Here is a 17,857-nt window from a genome sequence, read left to right as displayed (position 1 = left end):
GATAGTGGAAGAGGGAAACGTGAATATATTATTTACATTGAATGATGCTTTTGTTCCGCAAGTAGCAGCTTGTATGGGCTCAATCATGCGAACATTAAACGAAGACGATACATGCCATTTTTATCTTTTCTCAGATGGTATTAGTCAACAGAATAAAGAAAAACTTCATCAATTTGTTACCGACGGAGGAAATAAATTGACAATCGTTGAATTGGAAAACTTGGAATCATATTTTGATTTTGAAGTTGACACAAATGGTTGGGCTTCGGTTGTACTTGCAAGATTACTTGTAGATAAATTACTGCCCGAAGAAGTTGATAGAATCATCTATTTAGATGGAGATACTTTAGTTTTAGAAAATATTCGGGAGCTATGGGAAGTAGATTTGGAGGGGAAAGTCCTTGGAATGTGCCCAGAACCGACAGCTTCGTCTGAGAGAAGAGAAGGCTTAAATTTGGGTACGTATACATATCATAATGCGGGAGTTCTTCTAATCGATTTGAAACGGTGGCGTTCAAAAAGTATAGGAACAATTATTTTTGATTATTATAAAGAAAAAAATGGAGAGCTTTTTGCTAATGATCAAGATGCACTGAATGGAGCGTTGAAAGAAGAGATAAAAACACTCTCAATCACTTATAATTATTTTAATATTTTTGATGTTTATCCATATCGTACATTGGAAAAACTAAGTAGTCCTTCAACGTTTATTTCAAAAGAAGAATTTGTGAAAATTCGTAAGCAACCACGTATTGTTCATTTTTTAGGCGAAGAACGTCCATGGAGAATCGGAAATAAACATCGATTTAGAGAGGACTATGTTTCTGCATTAAATCAGACGCCATGGAAAGGTACTCAATTTGAGAGTGGTTGGCAGCTTTACTTTTTCTGCTTTAATCTTTTTAACATGGTTATGAAGCCTTTTCCTATGTTGCGCTATAAAATTATTACAGTCTTAATTCCTGTATTCATGAAATATAGGAAAATTAGATTACAAAAAGGAGTCTAGGTGTGAAGTTTTCCGTTATTATCCCAGCGTACAATGTTGCTGATTATCTGGAAGAATGTGTGTATAGTGTACTGAATCAGACTTATGAAGAATTTGAAATATTGTTGGTAGATGACGGTTCTACAGATGGTAAAACCTCCAATATATGCGATAAATTAGCAGCTAAAGATGATAGGGTGAAGGTATTTCATCAGTCTAATGGGGGATTATCTGCAGCCAGAAATACAGGGATAAAGAACGCTAGTGGTGACTATATTTTATTTTTAGATGGAGATGATTTTTGGACCGATATATGCTTTTTAGATGAAATTAATAGAGAAATAATTTCACATGACGAAGTTATTGATGCAGTTATCTATCCATTTTCCTACTTTTACGGTAAGGATGATGTAGCAGTTCGAAATTTTTCTAAAAAATTACCGTTTCATCAGGTTATTACAGATACGCGCTTACTCGTTGAAACAGGAGCCCTAATCACCCCTGCTTGGAATAAGTGTGTCAGAAGAGATAAATTTACCTCTGCTCTTAATTTCTTGAGTGGATATCTATATGAAGATGGTATTTGGTGTGCAAATCTCTTGAAAGAGTTGAATGTATTTATTGTTGTAAATAATACACAATGCATGTATCGTCAGAACCGACAAGGAAGTATTACAAATAATGTCACGCTTCGACATGTAGAACATGCCTTTAGAGGAATTGAAGAAAATTTAAAGAATTTTAAACAACTATCGAATGAGAAACAAGAAGCACTTTTGATTTATTTATCAAATTCTTATATTTCCATCTTGCCATTTGTATTTCCATATCTGAATAATTCTGATATAAAAATGTTTGTGAAAAAATTTAGATATTTGCTAAAATATTCACATAGGGTAGAACTTGTTTCGTTTAGAATCTCAGGTTTAATGACCAGAGTTCTGGGGATATATGTATCAACATTTATTCAAAACAAACTTTTGAAAATTTATAAAAGTAGATAATAATAGAAAGTGATTGGTAACACTGTGAAAAGGTGGATTAGAAATTTCACAACGCGATTATTTATCTTATCAGGTAAATACAAGCTATTGTTTTATATATTAGAGCTTACCAAAAATATTGCAAAGTTTTTCTGGAGCATTCCAAAATATATAAAGCGAACTCTACTAGCTTTGCAACGTGATAAGCAACGTAGAAATAATTATTCAGATATCAAAAATCGATACTTGATTTACACAATTTATGAACATCAATCGTCTTTACAGGACTATAAAGTAATTTTTTTAGAGGCATTGGCTAAAATTTCTCGAGATGTTTTAATTGTTGTAAATGGTAAACTTCCACAGGCTGATATAAATCGTTTAGCACAATATGGTAAGGTTGTGGAAAGAGAAAATGAGGGGTATGACGTTGCGGCTTTCCGACATGGGATAATACATACTGGAAAAGAGGCGTTACAACAGTATAATCAGCTCATCTTGGTTAATGATACGAATATTGGTCCTTTTAGAGATTTGGAAGAGGTTTTCTCTGAGTTTAATTCCGATCAGCTAGACTTTTGGGGAATTTCGATGGGTGAGGAGCAGCTAGACTTTACTGGTTATAACCCTTATGGTAAAATTCCTAAGCACTTACAATCATATTTTGTTGTTATTGAAAATAGCTTGCTTAGGTATGAAGGATTTTATGATTATTGGGAAAAGCTCTCTGATACGGATTCTCGTAATAAGGCAATTGGAAAACATGAAACTGTGTTTGCAAAATATTTTTATGATCGAGGCTTTAAGTATGATGCATTGATTAAAGACACGAAAGATAGTGCATTGTATATTCATCCGCTTAAATTATTAAAGCAAGGTTGTCCATTAGTTAAGTACTCGGCCTTTAGAAATTATGACAGAGAACAATATTTTTGGCATGGTTTAGAAAGAGAATCTGAGATTCCGGATTTGATGGAGTATATTGCTAAGGAAACAGATTATCCGATTGAAGTGGTGTCTTCTATATTAGAAGATTTTAAAACTAGAGAAAATCAATCTTATATTTTGATTATTGATGGTGTCGAAAATATTATTCCACAATGTACACGTTATCGTGTGTTAAATAAGGCTGAGCAATTGCGAGAACTTGGTTATACAGTTCGAGTGATAAATAATTCTCTTGTACAACTTCAGGATGCACAGTTTGCTAGTCATATTATTATTTATCGTGCTCCATTCAATGATATGCTTAAAGAAATATGTAGGGCAGCACACATAAAGAACAGACCTGTTTATTTTGATATTGATGATTTGGTTTTTGATACAAAATTTACAGATGAACTTGAATTTACCCAAGGCTTGAGCAAGAGAGAAAAAAAAGGCTATGATACAAGTGTCTTAGCTTACAAAAAAATGCTTTCTCTCTGCGATTATGCTATCACATCGACTTCGAAATTGAAAGACGAGCTTGAACAATATAAAAACAAGGTTATCTTGAATCGCAACGTCATGTCTAAAGAATTAGTTGAGCGTAGTTTACAAGTTAAGAAAAATTCGAACGATAATAAAGTCAAAATAGGATATTTCTCAGGGTCAATTACACACAACGAAAATTTTGATTTAATTAGTCAAGCATTGCTACATCTGCTTCAAAAGTACCCGCAAGTGGAATTACATATAGTAGGATATTTAGACATTCCTAAACCATTCCAAAAATTCAAAAAACAGATTGTGAGTCATGAGTATGTTGATTGGAGAAAGCTTCCAAATTTAATTTCACAAGTTGATATTAACTTGGCGCCGCTTGTAACCACAACTTTTAATGAAGCAAAGTCGGAAATTAAATGGATAGAAGCGGCAGCAGTTAAAGTTGTGACCGTTGCAAGTAATCTCGGAGCATTTGAAGAAATGATTCAAGATGGAGTGACTGGAGTTCTAGCAGATGATAACGAATGGGAAAGTAAATTGGAGAGATTGATTCTTGAACAAGACTTGAGAGAACAAATAGCAGAAAATGCTTTTGAATTTGTAATGAATCATTGCACTACAGCAAATAGAATTAATGATTTTTTGAAAGAAGAGTTAGTCTAATGAAACGTATTTTGTTTATTTCTCCTACAACTAGTATGGATAATGGTGCGGAGAAGTCTATTTATTATCTAATGAAGTACCTTATTCAACTGGGACACACAGTTATAAATGTTACTCATGCAATAGGAGGGGAACCACAAGATAAGCATGAGCAACTTTATAAAATGATAGGGGTGAAGAATTACTATTTACCAACTGTCAAGTGGTGGTGGCCGGATGCACCAGGTGGAGAAATCCTTAATAGAGAAGAGGCTACAAGCTACTATCGCCAGAATGTTCAAGACATAGCTGAAATTATTGAGCAAAATGAGATAGACTTGGTTATTTCAAATACTGTTAATGTTTTTCAGGGAGCAATTGCTGCCTCATGTCAAAAGGTTCCCCATTTTTGGCTAATTCATGAATTCCCTAAAAATGAGTTTGCTTATTATGCTGATAAAATTGACTTCATAGAAGACTATTCTTCAGAATTATTTAGTGTGACTGGAGAGTTAAATAATTTTTTAACACCACTATTTAATAAGAAAGTCCATCCGTTTATTTCTTATACTGAGCAAGAAACAAAAGATTTAAAAAAAGGCAACCAAGTTAGAATTGTTTCTGTTGGTCGATTAACAGAAGGAAAAAATCAATTAGAACTTATAAAAGCATATAAGACACTAAATAGATTAGATATTGAATTGGTTTTTATTGGAGGATGGGATAGTAAATACAAAGCTATTTGTGATGAATATATCCATGAAAATAAATTACAGAAAAATGTTAGATTTTTAGGTAACTTAGATAATCCTTGGGAAGAAGTAACTGATAGAGATATCTGTGTTTTCCCCTCATCTATGGAAACTTTTGGCTTAGTCTATGTTGAAGCAATCTTAAGAGGGCTTCCAGTAATTCTATCAGATAATTTAGGACATTTGACGGCATTTGAAATATTCTCAGCAGGTCAAATTTATAGATTGGGCGATATAGAAGAGTTGGTGACTAAGTTAGAGCAAGTGATTGAATCCTTTAGAAATTTTTCAGATAGGGCTCGGCTTGATGTGGAACGTTTACGTACTCTATATACACCGGAAGTTGCCTATAAAGAAATACTGAACGGCATCAATCACTTAGAATATACTGGACACCAAAATACAAATTTAAGTCACATAAAAGAGTTGCTGACTTTAAATATGCATCCAACAAGATTGGAGCGTTATGCAAGATTGATTAGCAATATGGCGACAAAAATCAGACATAAACTTCGACTTTGATGGATAATAGGATATCTATGCTAAAATATGTGTTGTTATAGTTTCTTCAAATGAGTAAGTAGAATCTAAAAAGTTATATAGAATTCTAGTTTTAGAGAGAAAAAATGAAAGTATTAATGATTATCCCTGCCTACAATGAAGAAGAAAGTATTCTTCAAACGGTTCAGGGAATTATAGATTATAGAAATAGTGTGAATTTCCAATTGGATTATGTTGTCATTAATGATGGCTCAACAGATCGCACGAAAGAAATTTTGATAAACAATAAATTAAATGCAATTCACTTGGTACAAAACTTGGGGATTGGCGGAGCTGTTCAAACAGGATATAAATATGCCTTGGATAATGACTATGATGTAGCTGTTCAATTCGATGGTGATGGTCAACATGACATTCGTTCATTAAATAGCTTAATTCAGCCAATCTTAATTGGTCAAGCTGATATGGTGATTGGCTCACGCTTTGTTGGTGAAACCTTGTCAGAATTTCAAACCAGTTTTATGAGACGTTTTGGAATAGGTGTTATTTCAAATATGATTAAATTAACAACTGGAAAACGCATTTGGGATACAACATCTGGTTATCGTTTGGGAAATAGAAAAGTAATTGCTCAATTCGCCAGACGATACCCTACGAAATATCCGGAACCAGAATCAACTGTTCATTTACTAAAGCAAAATTTCCAAGTAGTAGAAGCACCTGCTAATATGTTTGAGAGAGCAGGAGGGGTTTCTTCGATTACTCCGTTTAAGTCCATCCGCTACATGGTAGAAGTTTGCTCATCTATTTTGATTGCTTCGCTTATGAAGGAGGGGGAATAATGACTATACAAGCATTAGCTATGTTTCTTGCCTCACTAGGTTTTTTGTATTTTATTTTTAGGAATATTAATAAAAATAAGATTTTATTCGAACATGCCTTTATGTGGATTGTTATTGGCTTCGGGCTGATTGTTTTTGCACTCTTTGATGTTATTCCTATTAAATTGGCTTATTTATTCGGGTTTGGTCTGACTTCCAATTTCTTGTTATCTGTGGCAATTTTTGTTCTCTTGGTGATTGGATTTTTGCATAGTATGGCTTTATCTCAACAAAAGCAGCAGATTAAAAATTTAATTCAAGAAGTATCAATGGCTAAAAAAAGAATCTCTGAGTTGGAGGAGCATCATGCAGAATAACCATACATTTGTTATCTGTGCTTATGGAGATAGTAAGTATCTAGAAGAATGCATCCATTCGTTAAAGCAGCAAACACTTCAATCACAACTCATCCTATACACTAGTACTCCGAGTGAATATATAGAACAAATTTGCCAAAAGAATGCAATCGTAATGCATACCGCACAAGGAGGAGGTATTGGAAAAGATTGGAATTTAGCACTCTCTTTTGTAACAACCCCTTATGCTACAATTGCTCATCAAGATGATATTTATTTACCAGACTATTGTGAAAAAATAATGTCTCAGATGACAGAGGAAACGTTGATTGCTTATTCAGATTACCAGGAAGTTAAGGAAGGTGTGGCTATTCCCTTAACTTCAAACTTGAAAATCAAGCAACTCATGTTACGGATAATGGCCATGTTTCCCAAATGGAAGTTTTGGCGGAATAGGGTTTTAGCCTTTGGTAATCCAATTTCTTGTCCAGCTGTGACCTATAATTTGAAGAAACTGAATGATTTTAAGTTTAATGAAGAAATGAAAGTTTCTCTTGATTGGTTTGCTTGGTATCAGATTGCACAAAAAAATGGGAGCTTTACCTTTGTAGATGAGAGTTTAATGTATCATCGTATCCATGAAGAATCTGAGACGACAAATAGCATTGAAAACAATATTCGTACAAAAGAAGACTATGAAATGTATTTGTTGTTCTGGCCGAAGTTTATTGCCAAGTTTCTCCTGAGTTACTATGTTAAGAGTCAAGAGACGAATGACTAAAATATTTTGGCTGTTGATCATTGTGTTCCCACCAATTCCTACTCAAAATATTTCAAAAACATTTCAGAAATTTTACAAAACATTCAACATTGTCATGTAAATGTAATAAAAAATTTCAAAAGATAGAGGTTTTCATAGGAAAATCTCTTTTTTTGTGCTAGAATAATAGATGGAGGTCCGATATGATCAAAATTTTTGGTAAAATTCGTTACCATTGGCAACCGGATTTATCATGGGCCATCATATACTGGTCACTTACCTTCACACCTATTTTTATTGGTATGGCACTTTTATTGGAGAAGTTGCAAGTTTCAAGATTATTTATTCTATTTGTCTCACTCTTTGCTGTATTAGTAGTGCTCGGCTTACATCGCTATTTCGAGATAAAAGATGAGCATTTACGGATTGCTTCGGCTAATCCTTTTGCAGTGCAGAAAATTGAAATTGCTACCATAGAAAAAATTGAAGTTTCTTATTTAGCCATTCGTATATTTGCAAAAGAGTTTCCCAACGGACGGATGTATTATATGCGTAAATGGACAAAAAAATACTTTATTAACCATTTAGCTATTCATAGTTGCTTCAAGGGTAAAATTGAATTAATAGACCATTTAATAAAACAGGATTATTTTGAAGAGTATTATACAAAAAAAGCCAAATCAATCCGCTGAAATGGCTTTTGTAGGGCATGATTTGATGGCTTTAAGAATATCTGGATTGAGCTCAATTGTTTTCTCTAATTGTGAGTCGTCTGAAAAAACAACGATACCATTGTCATCATAATCAAACAGAGATGAGTAGGTTTGGCAGAGCCCGCAAGCAATGCACCGTTCAGGAATAAGTTTTACTTTCATATTAGTATTGTAATCATATTTTAATAAAAATACAAGGAGTTTTCTCAATAATGTCACAAGAGCCATGGAATGAAGAAGTTTACCACACAGAAACAACTAGTCGTAAAGAACGTCTGAGTAAGGGGGTAGCGAATACAACAGTATTTACAGTTTTGGCAATTATTTTCTTTGTTATCGTACTGATTATTGGAATTATGGCTGTCTATCTCTCAATCGGTGGCGGTAGTAAAACAGATTCAACAAAAGAATTTTATACCCCAAGCACTACAACAGTCGTAGCAGAGAGCTCTTCATCGGCTGCTGAGACACAAGAATCTACTTCGACTGACACGACAGAAACAAGTTCTAGCCCAGCGGAAGCAACGGATGGCTCTACCCTTACTGTTCAAGCAGGTGAAGGTGTAGGACAACTGGCTGCTCGTGGTGGGATTTCAATTGCAGAGCTAGAGCGTTTGAATCCAGAGAAAATGACAACAGGGTCTTGGATTGCGCATCCTGGGGATGTAGTTCGTATTAGATAAAGAGGAGTTATGAAATCAATTCAAATTGCAATTGACGGTCCAGCTTCAAGTGGAAAGTCAACGGTTGCTAAAATTATTGCTAAAAATTTTGGATACACTTACTTAGATACAGGAGCTATGTATCGCTCGGCTACCTATCTAGCCTTGACAAACGGTGTAGAGGTCACAGATCAAAAACGAATCGTGGACTTGCTTGCCCAGTATCCCATTCGATTTGGGCGTGATGAAAACGGTCAGCAACTTGTTTTTGTCGGTGGTGAAGATGTTACTTTGCCTATTCGAGATAATCAAGTAACAAATAATGTATCAGCGGTAGCAGCGCTTCCTCTAGTACGGGAAGAATTGGTCCGCCTGCAACAGGACATTGCGCAAGCTGGTGGTATTGTCATGGATGGTCGTGATATTGGTACGGTTGTGTTGCCACAAGCAGAACTCAAAATATTCCTTGTTGCCTCTGTTGAAGAGCGTGCCCTTCGTCGATTTAAGGAAAATACGGAACGTGGCATTGAGACAGACTTGGAAATCTTAAAAGAGGAGATTGCGGCTCGTGACTATAAAGATTCTCATAGAGAAGTTTCTCCTTTAAAGGCAGCAGATGATGCCATTACCTTTGATACAACAGGAGTATCCATCGAAGGTGTTGTTCAATTTATTTCAGAAAAAGCGAAAGAAATTCTTGACAAGTAGTTTTAGACATGTTAGAATAGTCGTATTGAGAAAAGCAGAAGTGAGAACTTCTCGCCTTGCGACTAACGTTGTCTGGCTCTACGGATTAAGATTTCTTCGGAAAGAATAATGGTGTAGTGCGGACTTGTTTAGCAAGTCCGTTTCGTTTTTCTCGAAAAATATAAAATGAGGTGAAAAGCCATAGCAAAGCAAGATTTGTTCATCAATGATGAAATTCGAGTGCGTGAAGTTCGTCTTATCGGTCTTGAGGGTGAACAGTTGGGAATCAAACCACTCAATGAGGCTCAGGCCATTGCTGATAGCGCCAACGTGGATTTAGTATTGATTCAACCCCAAGCTAAACCACCAGTAGCGAAAATTATGGACTACGGTAAGTTCAAATTTGAATATCAGAAGAAACAGAAAGAACAACGCAAAAAACAAAGTGTTGTCACTGTAAAAGAAGTGCGTCTAAGTCCAGTTATTGATAAAGGGGACTTCGAGACAAAACTTCGTCATGCCCGTAAATTCCTTGAAAAAGGAAATAAGGTTAAGGTTTCGATCCGTTTCAAGGGTCGTATGATTACCCACAAAGAAGTTGGAGCGAAAGTATTAGCTGAGTTCGCTGAAGCAACCCAAGATATTGCCATTATCGAACAACGTGCTAAGATGGACGGACGTCAAATGTTTATGCAATTGGCCCCAGCTTCAGATAAAAAATAAGCTTTTTAAGCAAAAGGAGAATTAACATGCCAAAACAAAAAACACACCGCGCATCAGCTAAACGTTTCAAACGTACAGGTTCTGGTGGATTGAAACGCTTCCGCGCTTATACTTCACACCGTTTCCACGGTAAAACTAAAAAACAACGTCGTCACCTTCGTAAAGCAGGTATGGTACATGCTGGTGACTTCAAGCGTATCAAATCAATGCTTACAGGTTTGAAATAAGCCGACTTACTAGAATTTAGATTATCATTTGGAGGAAAATTAAATGGCACGTGTTAAAGGTGGCGTTGTTTCTCGTAAACGCCGTAAACGTATTTTAAAATTAGCTAAAGGTTACTACGGAGCTAAACATCTCTTGTTCCGCACTGCGAAAGAACAAGTAATGAACTCTTACTACTATGCATACCGTGACCGCCGTCAGAAAAAACGTGATTTCCGTAAATTGTGGATTACTCGTATCAACGCGGCTGCTCGCATGAACGGTTTGTCATACTCACAATTGATGCACGGTTTGAAATTGGCAGAAATCGAAGTAAACCGCAAAATGCTTGCTGACTTGGCAGTAAATGACGCAGCAGCTTTCACAGCTCTTGCAGATGCTGCTAAAGTAAAACTTGCTAAATAAGTATAAAAATATAAAGAACTTGGTAGTGATGAACCAGGTTCTTTATTTTTGGAAAGTAGCTCACCACTTGCTAAATTTCGATATGGGTGATATACTTAACTAGTAAATAAATCGACAGTTTTTAACTTTATCGTCATTTAGTTTTTCTTTTATTACTTCGTTAATTCGCCTTGCCTGACTTCAGTTATGCCTGCGGCTGTTGACACAAACTTCGTTTGTTTCATTTCCGACCTTCAAAGGTTCCCCGAACCTTTGAAGCTAGTAATAAAAGTAAACTAAAAGACTATAATAAGTGGATGTGGTGATGCTATTTTACAATAGTTGATTACATTTATCATGTCGGTAATATAATAATGGTAAATAAGGAGAGAAACATAGATATGAAACAAGGTAAGACTTTGCTTTATGTAGCAGGAGTATCGCTTATTTGTGCTGTAGCATTGGTTACTTATCAAGCGTCTAACTATAGAGAGCAATCGAACCATCAAAAAACAACAAGCATAGAAACATCGCAATCAAAGCAATCAAAAGAGATTCCTTCAGATTCGAAAAAGGAAGTTCCAGGGATTGATAAGGCGACGGATGATGGTTTTTTACTCACTGATGAGTCACAAATTGAGGAAAAAACTGATTTAGGAATTATTGTCAATCATGGTGATCATAAGCACTTTTTCTTTTATTCAGATTTAAAGAATACAAAATGGGCTTATTTAATTCCTGAAAACTATCAAGAAAAAAAACATTCTTCTCAACCTAAGAGAAGCCAATTATCGTCAGGCTCGAAACAGACCGAAGATGAATACGTTTTTGATCCTAAAGATATTGTCGCAGAGGATGCCAATGGCTATACTGTTCGGCATGGGGATCATTATCACTATATTTTAAAATCAAGCTTAGGTGGCACGACACACAGACAATTGACCTCTGATAGTCGTCAGTCGCCAACTTTTCCTATCGTTCACCAACAGGAAGGGATTCCGGGGATTGATTTTCAAACGAGTGATGGTTTCTTGTTTGATGGGCAAAATATCAGCGGTGTAACGGAAACCGGGATTCTAGTAAGGCATGGGAAACATTTGCATCTTATTCATTTTGAAACATTGAAAAGGAGTAAATGGTCTTATCTTGTGAATCAGTATAAACCAAATGTTGAATCGGATAAGAAGTCACAACCTGAGGTAGAAAATACTGAGTATCAAACGAAATTGGACTACTTAGCAAAAGAACTGAATTTAGAGCCATCACGTCTTAAGAAAGTCATTGTTGACGGTCAAATTGGATTAGAGTATCCGCATGGAGATCACACACATATTGTTTTATTAAAGGAAATTGATATAAGGAAGCCGTTTGAAAGTCCGGAAGATCGTATTCTTAAACAAAAGGATGGAGAAACTCTTGAACAGAGAAAAGAACGTCTCATTAAACAGTACATGGAGCGTTTTAAAGTAAAACGTGAGGATATTACAATTGATGGGAACTATATGAGTGTACGCCATGGGGACCATGCGCACGTTTATAAAATTGATCCTAGTTTGCCAGATGATCCTGAGCGTGATGTTAAGACCGAAACGGTAAATCTTGCTATTGAGAAACAATCAGTATATGGACCTTTTTATACAGAAGGTTCGACAGAAAATTTAACACGTAATGGTGTCCATCAAAAGTATCATCCGGAAGGTCTTCAGGATATTAAAAATTTCATTCTAGTAACATTCAGTACAAATAGTGATTTTGGTGATTTTGTCGTTAATGGTAAAAAAACGAAGAGAGTTTATTATTTGGTTCGTAAAGATTTAAATTGGGAGGATTTGAATATCGCCTATCCGCAGACCCTTCAACAAAAGGGACGTGTCTTTAATGGTTGGAATGCTACTTTGCCAAAGTCTGGCAAGATGGCAAGAGAACATCAAAGTTTTTATGCTGATTTTGATAATGTTTATCGTAAGCCAACCAAAAATATTTACACTCCAAGTGATGATGTTTCAAATATCGATTTATCAGACTATGTACCTGTTAAATATAGTGCGATAGCCAATGGTCGTTTAAAATTAAATGGTGAGATTCGAGCAGGGTTCATATACTTTGTGAAATCTGACTTAACTTGGAAACAAGCTAAGGAGCAGGGGCTTGTTGTACCAGAACCGGTTCCAAGCAAAGATTATGAGTTCATTGAGTTTAGGACAGTTATTACTGGTGGTGAAAAAGATACAGATTATGTTAGTGCCACAACGAGCTTGGCAGCATTTGGGACAACGACTCCTCGTATTGGGCCTTACATTGCTAATAATACGGATAATCCAACGGACATCAATGATCCAAGTAGACATCCAAATTACTATTGGCATGATCCAAAGAATTATGTAGCCCTCGCATTTCGAGCAGGTGAAGGCGGTCAACTTCAGACCCATTTGGGAACTAGTAAAACAGTGGTTTACCTTGTTAGAAAAGGGTTAACACTAAACCAGGCTGGAATTTTTCCGCCATCTTTGAAGAGTGATACAGGTTATAAACGAGATTATACAAAACCTGTTATTCCGAATGTAGCATGGGATACACCTATTTTGGAAGATACTGTCTACGATATTCATTTCGATAAAGTTGAAAGTGATAGCAAAGATGGGACAGTTGAGCCAGGTGATACTTGGTTGCCTGGGAATCCATTGCCGAATACTCCCGATGTCCCTAATGGAGAAGGGAACGCAGATAGCTGGTTAGATGATTTGTTGACACCTAGTCCAAAAGCGACAGATGTAGAAACTGTAACAGAAGCTGAAACTACAACAGAAGATACAAAAGCAATTGAAAGTAGTACTGTTGCTCCCATAGATATCCCTAAAAAATCATCAACAGAGGAAGAGCCTAGTGAGGATTCTATATTTCCTTGATGAAATAGAGATGAGTGATTTGAAATAGTGGTCTAATACTCTTCGAAAATCAAAATCAGACGTTGTTGACTTGATTTGATGAACTTCAGTTCTATCTGCATCTGCGTCGCCTAGCCTGTTTTTGATTTTCATTGAGTATAAAAAGGCTTAGAATCAATGTAGTAACTGACATGATTCTAAGCCTTTTAGTGTATTACCGTGAATTTGAACTGGTACTTGTTGAGCTAGTGCTTGTACCAGTATTTGGTGTGCTAGTAGCAGTTGTACTACCGTGAAGTTCTAGGTAGCTTGGTGCTTTAAATAGGTCAATTGTTGATTTATTGCCGTTTGTACTATACAAACTTGTTGATTGTTTGCCAAGTTTATTCTCTAGTGCAATCTCGGCAGCCAATGAGTCAAGGTAGTTATATTGGCTTGGATCCAAGGCTGACAATCCATTGTCGAAGAACCGGATAAGATCACCAGTTTGAATGGCATCGCTAGTCGCCAGTTGTGCTGCAGTAGCTTCTTTAATTGCATCAATTTCTTTCTGAGTTGTCTCATCTGGATTTGTAATTTCAAGACCAGTTTCTGTATAATAGATTTTACCTTCGTAGCTAGTGTATTTTGGTGTAATAAAACTTCCAGCGGTTCGAAGAGCCACAATTTGGCTGTGTTGGCTGGAAAGCAGGTCTTGACCAACTTGGAGATAGTTATCGGATTTGATTCCTAAAAGATGTTCGAGAGTAGGAAGTGCGTCAATCTCACCACCATAGGTATCAAAAATTCCACCGTTGGTCATTCCAGGTACAACAATCATATAAGGGACACGTTGCATCATGGCATTGTCAAAATCTGACCAAGTCTGTGAATCTTTTCCAATCAACGGTGCCAAGTCAGGATTACGTGAATTAGAAATTCCATAGTGATCACCATAGAGAACGATGACGGAGTTTTCGTACAAGCCAGTCGCTTTTAAGTAATCGAAAAATGCCTTTATGGACGCATCGAGATAGTTGGCAGTAGCAAAATAGCCATTAATGGTTTCATCATCTGTATTGGCTAATGGAAAGCCGATTTCATCCCCAATCAAGCTGGTTGTATAGGGGTAATGGTTGGAAACCGTGATAAATTTGGTATAGAAGGGTTGCTGCAAATGTTCAAGATATTGGATAGAGTCGGCGAACATGATTTTATCATTCAGACCGTATTGGAATGAATTTTCAGCAGTGGCTTTAGAGAAGTAGGATTGATCAAAGAAGTAATTGTAGCCCCACTGTTTATAGGTGTTGTTCCTATTCCAGAAACTGGCTGCATTACCGTGGAATACAGCAGATGTATATCCTCCATTTTGAGAGAGAATATATGGTGCAGCTTGTTGGGTATTGCTTCCACCGTATTGGACCATGAAAGAGCCTTGATTGAGTCCAAAAAGAGAGGTTTCAATCATGGTTTCGGCATCAGAGGTCTTACCTGCCTTAACTTGGTTAAAGAAATTAGAAAAGGCGAGAGTAGAGCTAGAATGATACAGAGAATTGAGGAAAGGTGTGACTTCGTGCTCGACACCGTTGACATTCAGCTTATAGTCAATAACAAATTGTTGTAAGCTTTCTAGGTGGAGATAGATAACATTTCGCCCTTTGGCAATACCGAAGTAGTTGTCATTCGGTTGAGCATAATGTTCTGCAATATATTGTTTCACAGGCTCCAAATCTGTAGATTTTGCTCCAGAACGATTCTTGTGGGCATTGTAGGTTTGATTAGCATTGTAACCAAGGAAAGCAGGTAAACCAAGGGCTCTGACGATATAAGTATTAGAAAATCCTCTCGTAAGTAGCTCTGGTCTATCAATTTCTGCTAAAAAGAGGTTGATGGAGAAAAGCATGACTGATAGTGCTGTAATAGCAAAGCTAGATTTTTTATGAAATGTCTTTTTATCCCACCGGAGTAGTTTACGATAGACTAGGATTCCAAAAATGATAAAATCAATAAAATAGACAATATCCCATAGCCTAAATAACTTAAGAGCTGCTTCCCCTAATCCAGCAGATACACTAGAGGTAGCCATTATAGTAGAGATGGAAATATAATCGGAAAATTCTCTATAATAGACTGCATTTGAAAAGAGCCAGGCGGAAAGAATAATGTAAATGATCATCGCTACGCTATAGAAGACTTTTGTATTCTTTATATAAAGCGAGAGACCGAGTAATAAAATCCCGACTGGTAGAGGATTCATAACAGCAATAAAATTTTGGAAAAACCCTTGTGTATCTAAGTTGAAATCAACATAGTAGGCCCAGAGTGTTTTGAGCCAGTAGATGATTAGCAAAATCAAGACGAAACCAAGTCGAGTTTGTCCGCTCTTCTTGACATAGTCAATTAGTTTTTTCACAATAAAACCTCATGGTCCTTTCTAAAAGTTTAGTTCATTATACCATAATTTTAAAATAAGCCTCAAAGTTTAGAGTTTTTTTGGCATATATGAAGAAACATGTTATAATAATTCTATGAAAATAAAGGTAAACCGTATTGCAGAACAGAAAATAAACAGAGGGATTCAACTCTTGGATAGCGCTGATTTTTCAGGTTTTTCATTTGATGAAGACAGGCTGGCTGTTTTGTATTCAGAGTCTGGAACCTATTTAGGTCAGGCTTATTTGTCCAAACAGAATAAGGGGATAGGCTGGCTGTTTGGTAGAAGCAACCAAGACTTGACCATGGATTTTTTTGTTAAATTATTCGTGGATGCTAAACAGAAGCGCCAACATTTTTATCAATCTGAGATGACGAATGCGTTTCGTTTATTTAATCAAGATGGAGATAATTTTGGTGGAATGACGGTTGACTTGTATGATGAATACGCAGTTTTTTCATGGTATAATACCTTTATTTATTCTGTCAAAGAGATGATTGTTGCGGCCTTTCAACAGGTATTTCCAGAAGTAAGAGGAGCTTATGAGAAGATTCGTTTTAAAGGTTTGGCCTTCGAGTCTGCTCATCTTTATGGAGAAGAAGCCCCTGAATATTTCACTGTGTTGGAAAATGGAGTTCACTATCAGGTTTTTATGAATGATGGTCTGATGACGGGCATCTTTTTGGATCAGCATGAGGTACGTGGTTCCTTGGTGGATGGTCTGGCGGCAGGCAAGTCACTTTTGAACATGTTTTCGTACACGGCAGCATTTTCTATTGCTGCTGCTATGGGCGGAGCAGGGGAAACGACTTCTGTTGACTTAGCCAAACGCTCACGTGAACTTTCTAAAGCTCATTTTAAGGTTAATAGTTTAGACTTAGATAATCATCACTTTGTAGTAATGGATGTATTTGAATATTTCAAATATGCCAAACGTAAAGGCTTGACCTATGATGTGATTGTCTTGGATCCGCCAAGCTTTGCACGAAATAAGAAACAAACCTTTTCAGTAGCCAAGGATTATCACAAGCTGATTTCTCAATCTTTGGAAATACTAAATACAGGTGGAACTATTATTGCTTCGACCAACGCTGCAAATGTTTCTGTTGAAAAATTTAAGCGGCAGATTGAAAAAGGGTTTGGTGTTAGAAAACATCGCTATGAGGCAACTTATCGCTTGCCAGCCGATTTTGTAATCAATAAAAATGATGAAAGTAGTAATTACCTAAAGGTCTTTACGATACAGGTAGATAAATGAAAATAGTAGTTCCTATTATGCCTAGAAATCTGGAAGAGGTAGAGGCCATTGATGTAGAACGTCTAGCAGAGGCAGATATTGTTGAATGGCGAGCAGACTATCTTCCGAAAGATGATATTTTAAGAGTAGCACCTGCTATATTTGAAAAATGTAGTGGTAAGGAAGTAGTTTTCACCATTCGGACAACACGTGAAGGCGGTCACTTGGATTTGGACGATCAAGAATATGTCAATGTAATCAAAGAAGTAGCAGCGCTTTATCAGCCAGATTATATTGATTTTGAATACTACTCTTATAAGTCGGTTTTTGAGCAGATGTTGGATTTTCCTAACCTTGTGTTGAGTTATCATAATTTTGAGGAAACACCGTCTAATTATATGGAAATCATGTCTGAACTGACTAGCCTATCACCAGCTGTTGTTAAAATGGCTGTAATGGCTAAAACAGAGCAGGATGTCCTAGATGTTATGAATTATACTCGTGGTTTTAAATCACTGAACACTGAGCAGATATTTGCGACGATCGCCATGGGTGAACTAGGGAAGTTAACACGTATTGCAGGTGTAATTACAGGCTCCTGCTGGACTTTTGCCAGCTTAGATGAAACATCTGCACCAGGACAAATGTCTTTAAGCAACACTCGTAAGTTTCTGGAAATTTTGGAGAATTAAGT

18 protein-coding genes and 1 other annotated feature are annotated in these 17,857 nt (G+C 36.4%); of the genes, 16 read left to right on the top strand and 2 right to left on the bottom strand.

Annotation, left to right across the window (positions count from 1 at the left end):
- Positions 1–19: 19 nt before the first annotated feature.
- The 8 genes from K5Q29_RS04650 (at position 20) to K5Q29_RS04615 (ending at position 7,923) form a co-directional block, all read left to right on the top strand.
- Positions 20–1,009 carry a glycosyltransferase family 8 protein gene (locus K5Q29_RS04650; protein ID WP_105139237.1) on the top strand — a complete coding sequence of 330 codons (990 nt, stop codon included), beginning with the start codon at positions 20–22 and terminating at the stop codon, positions 1,007–1,009.
- Positions 1,010–1,011: 2 nt separating this feature from the next.
- Positions 1,012–1,992 (top strand): glycosyltransferase family 2 protein, encoded by a 981-nt coding sequence (locus K5Q29_RS04645; RefSeq protein WP_024412380.1) that lies wholly within the window; start codon positions 1,012–1,014, stop codon positions 1,990–1,992.
- 9 nt (positions 1,993–2,001) lie between these two features.
- Positions 2,002–4,062, top strand: coding sequence for a rhamnan synthesis F family protein (locus K5Q29_RS04640; protein WP_105139236.1), 2,061 nt, complete (start codon positions 2,002–2,004; stop codon positions 4,060–4,062).
- Entirely contained in the window at positions 4,062–5,315 is a 1,254-nt protein-coding gene (locus K5Q29_RS04635; RefSeq protein WP_105139235.1) for a glycosyltransferase family 4 protein, read from the top strand. The genes K5Q29_RS04640 and K5Q29_RS04635 overlap by 1 nt, the downstream gene beginning before the upstream one ends.
- 104 nt (positions 5,316–5,419) lie before the next feature.
- Positions 5,420–6,136 carry a glycosyltransferase family 2 protein gene (locus K5Q29_RS04630; protein WP_105139234.1) on the top strand — a complete coding sequence of 239 codons (717 nt, stop codon included), beginning with the start codon at positions 5,420–5,422 and terminating at the stop codon, positions 6,134–6,136.
- Positions 6,136–6,492, top strand: coding sequence for a DUF2304 domain-containing protein (locus K5Q29_RS04625; RefSeq protein WP_002937073.1), 357 nt, complete (start codon positions 6,136–6,138; stop codon positions 6,490–6,492). The genes K5Q29_RS04630 and K5Q29_RS04625 overlap by 1 nt, the downstream gene beginning before the upstream one ends.
- Positions 6,482–7,252, top strand: a complete 771-nt coding sequence (locus K5Q29_RS04620) for a glycosyltransferase (RefSeq protein ID WP_105139233.1) — start codon at positions 6,482–6,484, stop codon at positions 7,250–7,252. Before K5Q29_RS04625 ends, K5Q29_RS04620 begins: the two co-directional genes overlap by 11 nt.
- Before the next feature lie 182 nt (positions 7,253–7,434).
- Positions 7,435–7,923, top strand: a complete 489-nt coding sequence (locus K5Q29_RS04615; RefSeq protein WP_105139232.1) for an EbsA family protein — start codon at positions 7,435–7,437, stop codon at positions 7,921–7,923.
- Here K5Q29_RS04615 and K5Q29_RS04610 read toward each other — a convergent pair.
- On the bottom strand, positions 7,912–8,106 hold the full coding sequence (locus tag K5Q29_RS04610) for a ferredoxin (RefSeq protein WP_105139258.1): 195 nt from the start codon (positions 8,104–8,106) through the stop codon (positions 7,912–7,914). The two genes, K5Q29_RS04615 and K5Q29_RS04610, sit on opposite strands and share 12 nt — an antisense overlap.
- A gap of 50 nt (positions 8,107–8,156) precedes the next feature.
- On the opposite strand from K5Q29_RS04610, the gene K5Q29_RS04605 reads away from it, so the two are divergent.
- The 6 genes from K5Q29_RS04605 (at position 8,157) to K5Q29_RS04580 (ending at position 13,531) form a co-directional block, all read left to right on the top strand.
- Positions 8,157–8,627 carry an SAG1386/EF1546 family surface-associated protein gene (locus K5Q29_RS04605; protein ID WP_044671322.1) on the top strand — a complete coding sequence of 157 codons (471 nt, stop codon included), beginning with the start codon at positions 8,157–8,159 and terminating at the stop codon, positions 8,625–8,627.
- A gap of 9 nt (positions 8,628–8,636) precedes the next feature.
- Complete coding sequence (cmk, locus tag K5Q29_RS04600) at positions 8,637–9,314, top strand: (d)CMP kinase (RefSeq protein WP_044671319.1); 678 nt, start codon at positions 8,637–8,639, stop codon at positions 9,312–9,314.
- A 26-nt stretch (positions 9,315–9,340) separates the two neighbouring features.
- Positions 9,341–9,469: a sequence feature (ribosomal protein L20 leader region), on the top strand.
- A 40-nt stretch (positions 9,470–9,509) separates the two neighbouring features.
- The gene (infC, locus tag K5Q29_RS04595; protein ID WP_002940606.1) at positions 9,510–10,016 is read left to right on the top strand and encodes a translation initiation factor IF-3; all 507 of its coding nucleotides are present in this window, start codon (positions 9,510–9,512) and stop codon (positions 10,014–10,016) included.
- 26 nt (positions 10,017–10,042) lie between these two features.
- Positions 10,043–10,243, top strand: a complete 201-nt coding sequence (rpmI, locus tag K5Q29_RS04590; protein ID WP_012027223.1) for a 50S ribosomal protein L35 — start codon at positions 10,043–10,045, stop codon at positions 10,241–10,243.
- 43 nt (positions 10,244–10,286) lie between these two features.
- Positions 10,287–10,646 carry a 50S ribosomal protein L20 gene (rplT, locus tag K5Q29_RS04585; protein ID WP_105139231.1) on the top strand — a complete coding sequence of 120 codons (360 nt, stop codon included), beginning with the start codon at positions 10,287–10,289 and terminating at the stop codon, positions 10,644–10,646.
- A gap of 380 nt (positions 10,647–11,026) precedes the next feature.
- Entirely contained in the window at positions 11,027–13,531 is a 2,505-nt protein-coding gene (locus tag K5Q29_RS04580; protein ID WP_105139230.1) for a pneumococcal-type histidine triad protein, read from the top strand.
- Positions 13,532–13,724: 193 nt separating this feature from the next.
- Here K5Q29_RS04580 and K5Q29_RS04575 read toward each other — a convergent pair whose 3' ends face one another.
- Positions 13,725–15,905, bottom strand: a complete 2,181-nt coding sequence (locus K5Q29_RS04575) for an LTA synthase family protein (protein WP_105139229.1) — start codon at positions 15,903–15,905, stop codon at positions 13,725–13,727.
- A gap of 115 nt (positions 15,906–16,020) precedes the next feature.
- Between K5Q29_RS04575 and K5Q29_RS04570 the strand changes: the two genes are divergently transcribed.
- Both K5Q29_RS04570 and aroD read left to right on the top strand, forming a co-directional pair.
- Entirely contained in the window at positions 16,021–17,184 is a 1,164-nt protein-coding gene (locus tag K5Q29_RS04570; protein WP_105139228.1) for a class I SAM-dependent rRNA methyltransferase, read from the top strand.
- The gene (aroD, locus tag K5Q29_RS04565) at positions 17,181–17,855 is read left to right on the top strand and encodes a type I 3-dehydroquinate dehydratase (protein ID WP_044758954.1); all 675 of its coding nucleotides are present in this window, start codon (positions 17,181–17,183) and stop codon (positions 17,853–17,855) included. The genes K5Q29_RS04570 and aroD overlap by 4 nt, the downstream gene beginning before the upstream one ends.
- Positions 17,856–17,857 lie beyond the last annotated feature (2 nt).

It is taken from the genome of Streptococcus sp. 2018037, from assembly GCF_019754195.1.
Classification (GTDB): domain Bacteria; phylum Bacillota; class Bacilli; order Lactobacillales; family Streptococcaceae; genus Streptococcus; species Streptococcus hashimotonensis.
The sequence above is the reverse complement of the archived record's forward strand: the minus strand, read 5'-3'. Positions and strand labels throughout refer to the sequence as shown.